The sequence below is a fragment of the Pararhodobacter sp. genome (genome assembly GCF_034676075.1).
Taxonomy (GTDB): Bacteria; Pseudomonadota; Alphaproteobacteria; order Rhodobacterales; family Rhodobacteraceae; genus Pararhodobacter.
In genome coordinates, this window is record NZ_JAUCCQ010000164.1 from 1 (window position 1) to 7,326 (window position 7,326).

Here is a 7,326-nt window from a genome sequence, read left to right on the forward strand (position 1 = left end):
ACCCGCCGCTGAGGCCGGTGCCAGAAATGCGAAGGGGGGCCGCAGGGCCCCCCTTCGTCATTGTGCGACCCTATTTCCGGGCGGCCTTTTCGGCGATGCCGGAGGTGCCCTCGCGCCGGGTCAGTTCGGCCTCGATATCGGCCAGCGTCACGCCCCGGGCGGTGCACATCACCAGCAGGTGGAACATCACATCCGCGGCTTCGGCGGTCAGCCGGGCGCGGTCGCCCTTCACTGCCTCGATGACGGCCTCTATGGCCTCCTCGCCGAATTTCTCGGCGCATTTCTCCGGGCCCTTGGCCAGCAGCTTGGCGGTCCAGCTGGTTTCGGGATCGGCGCCCTTGCGGGCCTCGACGGTGGCGGCAAGTCTGGCAATCGCGCTCATCACAGCCTCACGGTTTCAAAGTCGGACGGGGATCCCGGCGGCGGCCATATGCGCCTTGGCTTCGCCGATGGTGTAGGTGCCGAAGTGGAAGATGGAGGCCGCCAGCACCGCCGAGGCATGCCCCTCGGTCACGCCCTCGACCAGATGGTCCAGCGTGCCCACCCCGCCCGAGGCGATGACCGGCACGTCCACCGCATCGGCGATGGCGCGGGTCAGGGGCAGGTTGAACCCCGCTTTCGTCCCGTCGCGGTCCATCGAGGTCAGCAGGATCTCGCCCGCGCCCTTGGCGGCGACGGTGCGGGCGAATTCCACGGCGTCGATGCCCGTGGGCTTGCGCCCGCCATGGGTGAAGATCTCCCACCGGCCGGGTTCCACCGTCTTGGCGTCGATGGCGCAGACGATGCACTGGCTGCCGAAGCGGTCGGCGGCCTCGGCGATGACATCGGGATTGGCGACGGCTGCCGAGTTGAACGAGACCTTGTCCGCCCCGGCCAGCAGCAGCGCCCGCACGTCGTGATGCGTCCTGACCCCGCCGCCCACGGTCAGCGGCATGAAGCATTGCTCGGCGGTGCGGGTCACCAGATCGAACATCGTGCCGCGGTTTTCATGCGTGGCGTGGATGTCGAGGAAACACAGCTCATCCGCGCCCGCCGCGTCATAGGCCTTGGCGGCCTCGACGGGATCGCCCGCGTCGATCAGGTTGACGAAGTTGACCCCCTTGACCACGCGGCCATCGGCCACGTCGAGGCAGGGGATGATCCGGGTTTTCAGCATGGCCACGCCTTTGGGCTTGCGGGTTCCTGGCCCCTCCCTAGCGCCGGCCGGGGGCTTAGGAAAGCCCGAACCGGCGCGGCCGGGTGTCAGGAGCGGTCTTTGCCCCGGCGGATCGCCCCCAGCGCCGAAAGAAGGACCAGCACCACGATCATCAGCCCGCCCAGGGCCGAGACGGGCAGGGCGATCAGCGTGAGCGGCCCCAGCGCCGCGTTGCCCCAGCCGATCTGCCGGGCCAGCACCCAGACCACCAGCGGCACGAAGCCCAGAAGCAGCAGGAAAGTCCCCAGCCGCCAGGCCAGCCGCATCCCGGGGCTGAGCGGTTCGGGCTCGCGCCGGGGGCGGGGGGTATTCTCGAACAGGCCGGTGCCGTGGTCGCCATCGCCGTCGTCGTCAAAAAGCATGGGCTGTCCCTTCCCTGATGAACGGTTTACCCGATGGGTCGTGCGCGCCGCGCTCTCGGTTCAATCGCGCGCGCGCCGCACCAGCAGGACCAGCGCCAGCGCGATCCCCAGCACGAATCCCGCCAGCGCGATCGGTGCCGTCAGGAAAAAGAAACGCCCGGCGATGTCCAGCCCATGCAGGAGGCCGCTCCAATCCAGCCCGGCCCAGTGGCAGGGATCGTTATAGCCCAGCGCGCTGCGGCAACCGGCGAGCGTGGACAAGGCCGTGAGCGCGCTCAGCGACAGGATGGGGATCAAGCCCACCAGCACCATCAGTGCCACGAAGATCCAGCCCCAGCGCATCCGCTCTCCTGTCCGTTGGGGCGCAGTCTGCCTGCCGGGTGGGGGGGGCCCAACCAACAGTCGCGTGAGGCGCGATTTACAGGCGGGGGTCCGCGCACTAGAAAGCAGGGCATGCGATCCCTTGCCCTCCTGCCCCCGCTTTGCCTGCTGTCCCTGACGCTTGCCGCCTGCAGCGCCGGTGCGCCCGCGCCCCGCGCCGCGCCGACGGCGGCCGCGCGTATCGCCGCCGAATGCGCGCTTCTGACCCAGGCCGGGACGATGATGGCGGCGGCGGGGAACCCCGCCCATGACGGCCTGCTCGAAGGCTGCCCGGGCAGCACGGCCCGCGACACGCGGCCGCTGGCCCGCCAGACCGCCTCGCTGCGTGACGGGGGGCAGGCGGCGCTGCCACCCGGGGTGACGCAGGGCTCCCGGGGTGAGGCGGTCTTTCGCCGCATGATCACCCGCGGCGTCCCGGTCTCGCTGGCGAGCCAGCTGACCGCCGATCCGCTCTTTGCCGAGGCGGCGCGCTGAGCCCCTCTCGCGGGGGCTTCGGGGCTGGACACCGCCCCGGGTCCGCGCCACTTTGAACGCTAAAGGGGCCCCGGTCGCGCGATGACCGGCGGCCCTCCATCCGGCAGAAGAGACGGAGACCATGGCCCGATCCACCGAACCCGCCCCCTCGCATCTGGTGCCTGTCGCGCTGATCCTGCTGGTCTGGCATGGGCTGCTGGCGGCGGATTACGTGATCGACCGCTTTGTCCTGGGCGCCCCCGGCTGGCCCGCGCTGATGGCGCTGATGCCGCTTGACGCGCTCTGGCTGCAGGTGACCTGGGCGCTGGGCGTCTGGCTGGGGCTGGTGGCGGCGCTGTTCCTGATGCTGAAGGACGACGCCTCGGTCCTGCTGTTCTTCTTCGCCATGGCCTTCGAGGTGGCGCTGGCGCTGGGCGTCTTCCTTGCCGCGCCGCCGGTCCTGATGCTGCCCGTGCCGCTGGCGGTGATCCTGCCGGTGCTGGTGGCCTTCCCGCTCTTCGGCTGGCTCTATGCCCGTTCGCTCAACCGTCGCGGCTGCCTTCACTGACCGCGCAACCGTCCGCTCCTGAAAGGAAATATCGCATGATCCGCCGCAATCTGGCCGAAGCGATCGGCAACACTCCCCTGATCCGCCTGCGGCGCGCCAGCGAGGAAACCGGCTGCGAGATCCTCGGCAAGGCCGAGTTCCTGAACCCCGGGCAGTCCATCAAGGACCGCGCCGCGCTGTTCATCATCCGCGACGCCGTGGCGCGGGGCGACCTGAAACCCGGCGGCACGATTGTCGAGGGGACGGCGGGCAATACCGGCATCGGTCTGGCGCTGGTCGGATCCTCGATGGGCTTCCGCACGGTCATCGTCATTCCCGAGACGCAGAGCCAGGAAAAGAAGGACATGCTGCGTCTGGCGGGTGCCGAGCTGGTCGAGGTTCCGGCGGTCCCCTACAAGGATCCCAACAACTACGTCAAATACTCGGGCCGTCTGGCCGCCGAACTGGCGCGGACCGAACCCAATGGCGCGATCTGGGCCAACCAGTTCGACAACGTGGCCAACCGCCAGGCGCATATCGAGATGACCGGCCCCGAGATCTGGTCGCAGACCGGCGGCAAGATCCACGGCTTCACCTGCGCCGTGGGCTCGGGCGGGACGCTGGCGGGCGTGGCGATGGCGCTGCAGCCCAAGGGCGTGAAAGTGGCGCTGGCCGACCCTGAGGGCGCGGGGCTGCTCAAGCTCTATACCGGGCAGGACAACCCCGGCAATTCGATCACCGAGGGTATCGGCCAGGGCCGCATCACCGCCAACCTCGAAGGTTTCACCCCCGACATGGCCTACCGCATCCCCGATGCCGAGGCGCTGCCGGTGGTCTTCGACCTTCTGGAACACGAGGGGCTCTGCATGGGCGGCTCGACCGGCGTGAACGTCGCCGCAGCGATCCGCATGGCGCGCGAGATGGGGCCGGGGCATACCATCGTCACCGTGCTCTGCGACTATGGCACGCGCTATCAGTCCAAGCTCTTCAACCCGGCCTTCCTGCGCGAAAAGAACCTGCCGGTTCCGGCATGGCTCGACCGTGCGGCCCGCGGCCTGCCCGACATGCGGGCCACCTGAGCCCATGGCCGGAGGATCGTTCAGCATGACCATCGCCCCGCTTCTGCGCTTCCTGTCACTTCGGGTGCTGCTGCTGGCCTTGGCCGCGCTTCTGGCCGTGCCGGTCGCCCCGGCGCCGCTGATGGCGCAAAGCTCGGGCGCAATCGCCAGCAGCCCGGCGGTCGAGATCGACTATAACAGCTGGGACACGCTGGCCACGCTGGCCGAACAGGCGCTGGAAAACGCCGCCACCAGCGAGGAAGAGCTGAACGCGATCCGCGCCCAGGTGGTCGACAAGCGCGCCCAGTTCCAGGACGCGCAGGTGGTCTTGCAGGAACGCATCGACGCGCTGCGCGGCCAGATCACCGCGCTGGGCCCGGTTCCGGCAGAGGGGCAAACCGAGGCCGCCGATGTCACCGCGCGGCGCAACGAGCTGAACGACGTCCTCGCCCAGCGCGAGGCGCCGCTCAGGGCCGCGGACGAGGCCTTTGCCCGCGCCGAGACGATCATCCGCCAGATCGACCGCGAATTGCGCGCCCGTCAGGCCGACGCGCTGATGACCCTCGGCCCGACGCCGCTGAACCCGGCGACCTGGCTCGACGGGCTCGATGCGCTGATGACCTCGGGCTCGACCATCGCCTCCGAGGCGCGCAACGCCTTTCGCGACCCCGCGCATTACGAGGAGATGCTGAGCGATCTGCCGATCACCCTGGGCGCCCTGCTGCTGGCCGGGCTGATGCTGCTGCGCGGCCGGCACTGGATGGAGAAGCTGACGCTGCGGCTGTTGCAGAACGCCTCGATCCTGCGCGGCCGGTCGGTGGTGGCCTTCTTCGTCTCGCTCTCGCAGCTGATCGTGCCCTTCCTCGGGCTGATGCTGCTGGCGACGGCGATCCGCCTGACCCGGATGACCGGGCCCACCATCATCGAGATCACCAACGCCATGGTCCCGGCCGGCATGGCGATCTTCTTCGCCCGCTGGCTGTCGCTGCATGTCTTCCCGATCATCGACGACCCGCGGCTGAACCTGAACCTCAGCGCTGCCGACCGCCGCCGGGCGCGCGGCATGGCGCTGATCTTCGGCTTCCTCGCCGCGGTCGAGGCGATCTACACCCCGATCCTCGCCCCGCAATGGATGTCCGCCTCGGCGCTGGCGGCGCTGACCTATCCGCTGGTCATCCTCTGCGCCCTGACCATGCTGCGCTTTTCGCGCATCCTGCGGCGGCACGAGCCGCGCAAGCTGATCGAGAACGGGGTCGAGGTCGACGCCTCGCCCTTCTTCGACCGGATGCTGAAACTGGGCACGCGGGTGCTGTTCCTGTTCGGCGTCATCTCGCCCATCCTCGGCGCCGCGGGCTATATCGCCGCCGCCGCGATGCTGACCTATCCGCCGGTCAAGTCGCTGGCCGTCATCGCGCTGGTCATGGTGCTGCACCGGCTGATCATCGCCATCTACATCGCCATCGTCGGCGAAAGCGAGAATGCGACGCAGGGTCTGGTGCCGGCGCTCTCGGGGCTGGTTCTGTCGCTGCTGTCGCTGATCCCGCTGTCGCTGATCTGGGGCGCGCGCGAGACCGATCTGATCGAGCTCTGGACCCGCTTTTCCGAGGGGACGAGTCTGGGCGGCGCCCGGATCTCGCCCGCCTCGCTGATCTGGTTCCTCGTCGTCTTCGCCTTCGGCTATGTGACCACCCGGGCGCTGCAGAGCGCGCTGGGCACCTCGGTCCTGCCCAAGACCTCGATCGAGCGCGGCGCGCAGAAGGCGCTGGTCTCGGGCGTGGGCTATCTGGGCATCACCGCCGCCGCGCTGGTCGCCTTCTCGGTCGCGGGCATCGACCTTTCGGGCCTCGCCATCGTCGCCGGTGCCCTGTCGGTCGGCGTCGGTTTCGGGCTTCAGAACATCGTCTCGAACTTCGTCTCGGGCATCATCCTGCTGATCGAGCGCCCGGTCTCCGAAGGCGACTGGATCGAGGTCGGCCCGACCCAGGGCATCGTGCAGCGCATCTCGGTGCGCTCGACGATGATCGAGACGTTCGACCGCTCCAAGGTCATCGTCCCCAACGCCGACCTGATTTCCGGCGCGGTCACCAACTACACCAAGTCGTCGCGCACCGGCCGGGTGGTGATGACCGTCGGCGTGGCCTATGGCACCGATACCCGCAAGGTCGAGCGCATCCTGCGCGAGATCATCGAGGGCGAGCCGCTGGTGGTGATGGATCCGGCGCCCGGGGTCGATTTCCTCGGCTTCGGTGCCGATGCGCTGGAATTCCGCATCCGGGCGATCCTGCGCGATGTCGGCATGAAGGTGGGCGTCGCGACCGAGGTGAACCACAAGATCGCCGCCCGCTTCGCCGAGGAGGGGATCGAGATCCCCTATGCCCAGCGCGACATCTGGCTCAGGAACCCCGAGACGCTGGGCCTGTCGATGACCAAGCCCGGCAAGCCCGAACCCGAGGCCGAGCCCACGAACCCCGAGCCCCGCCCCGACCGCGACACCGCCGACAGCGCCGGTCTCTCGGCCGACGAGGTCGATCCCCCGTTCCGCGAGCAGACCCGATGACCGACCCCCTTTTCCGCACCGACCCTTACGCCCGCTCCTGCCGTACGACGGTCACGCGGCTGGCCGAGGACGGCGCGCTGGTGGTCGGCGCCTCGGTCTTCTACCCGGCGGGCGGCGGCCAGCCGGGGGATACCGGCTGGATCGACGGGCCGGACGGGCGGCTGGCGGTGACCGACACCCGCAAGGAGGGTGCGACCGAGGTGGCGCTGGTGCTGGAGCCCGGCGCCTCGGTGCCCGCAGGGGCCGGGATCGAGATGCATCTCGACTGGGACCGCCGCTACCGCCACATGCGCGTTCATACCGCGCTGCACCTCCTTTCGGTGGTGATCCCGCTGCCGGTGACGGGCGGCTCGATCGGCGCCGAGAAGGGCCGCCTCGATTTCGACATGCCCGAGGCGCCCGAGGACAAGGAAGCGCTGGAAGCGGCGCTGAACGCGCTCATCGCCCGGGATCTGGCGGTGACCACGGAATGGATCACCGATGACGAGATGGCGGCCAATATGGATCTGGTGAAGACCATGTCGGTGAAGCCGCCGATGGGGCAGGGCCGGGTGCGGCTGGTCCGCATCGGCACGGCCGACGAGCAGGTCGACCTGCAACCCTGCGGCGGCACGCATGTCGCCTCGACGGCCGAGATCGGCCGCGTCACGCTTGGCAAGGTCGAGAAGAAGGGCAAGCAGAACCGCCGCGTCAGCCTGCACCTGGCCTGACAGACACATCTTTGTTCTGAAAATATCCTCGGGAGGATTTTCAAGGAGGGTGGAAAACCCTCC

Annotated in this window: 9 protein-coding genes; 5 read left to right on the forward strand and 4 right to left on the reverse strand. The window is 69.1% G+C overall.

The window, feature by feature from the left end; genetic code table 11:
• Positions 1–70: 70 nt before the first annotated feature.
• From VDQ18_RS21990 to VDQ18_RS22005, 4 genes are all read right to left on the reverse strand, one after another.
• Positions 71–382, reverse strand: coding sequence for a phosphoribosyl-ATP diphosphatase (locus tag VDQ18_RS21990; protein WP_323023007.1), 312 nt, complete (start codon positions 380–382; stop codon positions 71–73).
• 15 nt (positions 383–397) lie between these two features.
• The gene (hisF, locus tag VDQ18_RS21995; protein ID WP_323023008.1) at positions 398–1,156 is read right to left on the reverse strand and encodes an imidazole glycerol phosphate synthase subunit HisF; all 759 of its coding nucleotides are present in this window, start codon (positions 1,154–1,156) and stop codon (positions 398–400) included.
• Between the two features lie 86 nt (positions 1,157–1,242).
• Positions 1,243–1,557, reverse strand: coding sequence for a hypothetical protein (locus tag VDQ18_RS22000; RefSeq protein WP_323023009.1), 315 nt, complete (start codon positions 1,555–1,557; stop codon positions 1,243–1,245).
• Between the two features lie 60 nt (positions 1,558–1,617).
• Positions 1,618–1,899 (reverse strand): hypothetical protein, encoded by a 282-nt coding sequence (locus tag VDQ18_RS22005; RefSeq protein WP_323023010.1) that lies wholly within the window; start codon positions 1,897–1,899, stop codon positions 1,618–1,620.
• A gap of 111 nt (positions 1,900–2,010) precedes the next feature.
• Between VDQ18_RS22005 and VDQ18_RS22010 the strand changes: the two genes are divergently transcribed.
• The 5 genes from VDQ18_RS22010 (at position 2,011) to VDQ18_RS22030 (ending at position 7,263) form a co-directional block, all read left to right on the forward strand.
• Positions 2,011–2,412, forward strand: coding sequence for a hypothetical protein (locus tag VDQ18_RS22010; protein WP_323023011.1), 402 nt, complete (start codon positions 2,011–2,013; stop codon positions 2,410–2,412).
• A 121-nt stretch (positions 2,413–2,533) separates the two neighbouring features.
• Complete coding sequence (locus VDQ18_RS22015; RefSeq protein WP_323023012.1) at positions 2,534–2,959, forward strand: hypothetical protein; 426 nt, start codon at positions 2,534–2,536, stop codon at positions 2,957–2,959.
• A 35-nt stretch (positions 2,960–2,994) separates the two neighbouring features.
• Positions 2,995–4,017, forward strand: a complete 1,023-nt coding sequence (locus tag VDQ18_RS22020) for a cysteine synthase A (RefSeq protein WP_323023013.1) — start codon at positions 2,995–2,997, stop codon at positions 4,015–4,017.
• Positions 4,018–4,042: 25 nt separating this feature from the next.
• Positions 4,043–6,553, forward strand: a complete 2,511-nt coding sequence (locus VDQ18_RS22025; RefSeq protein ID WP_323023014.1) for a DUF3772 domain-containing protein — start codon at positions 4,043–4,045, stop codon at positions 6,551–6,553.
• The gene (locus VDQ18_RS22030) at positions 6,550–7,263 is read left to right on the forward strand and encodes an alanyl-tRNA editing protein (protein ID WP_323023015.1); all 714 of its coding nucleotides are present in this window, start codon (positions 6,550–6,552) and stop codon (positions 7,261–7,263) included. The genes VDQ18_RS22025 and VDQ18_RS22030 overlap by 4 nt, the downstream gene beginning before the upstream one ends.
• Positions 7,264–7,326 lie beyond the last annotated feature (63 nt).

Bases quoted from the DNA above. Each gene is read 5' to 3' on its own strand.
- VDQ18_RS21990 (WP_323023007.1), bottom strand. From the start codon at position 382: ATGAGCGCGATTGCCAGACTTGCCGCCACCGTCGAGGCCCGCAAGGGC.
- hisF (WP_323023008.1), bottom strand. From the start codon at position 1,156: ATGCTGAAAACCCGGATCATCCCCTGCCTCGACGTGGCCGATGGCCGC.
- VDQ18_RS22000 (WP_323023009.1), bottom strand. From the start codon at position 1,557: ATGCTTTTTGACGACGACGGCGATGGCGACCACGGCACCGGCCTGTTC.
- VDQ18_RS22005 (WP_323023010.1), bottom strand. From the start codon at position 1,899: ATGCGCTGGGGCTGGATCTTCGTGGCACTGATGGTGCTGGTGGGCTTG.
- VDQ18_RS22010 (WP_323023011.1), top strand. From the start codon at position 2,011: ATGCGATCCCTTGCCCTCCTGCCCCCGCTTTGCCTGCTGTCCCTGACG.
- VDQ18_RS22015 (WP_323023012.1), top strand. From the start codon at position 2,534: ATGGCCCGATCCACCGAACCCGCCCCCTCGCATCTGGTGCCTGTCGCG.
- VDQ18_RS22020 (WP_323023013.1), top strand. From the start codon at position 2,995: ATGATCCGCCGCAATCTGGCCGAAGCGATCGGCAACACTCCCCTGATC.
- VDQ18_RS22025 (WP_323023014.1), top strand. From the start codon at position 4,043: ATGACCATCGCCCCGCTTCTGCGCTTCCTGTCACTTCGGGTGCTGCTG.
- VDQ18_RS22030 (WP_323023015.1), top strand. From the start codon at position 6,550: ATGACCGACCCCCTTTTCCGCACCGACCCTTACGCCCGCTCCTGCCGT.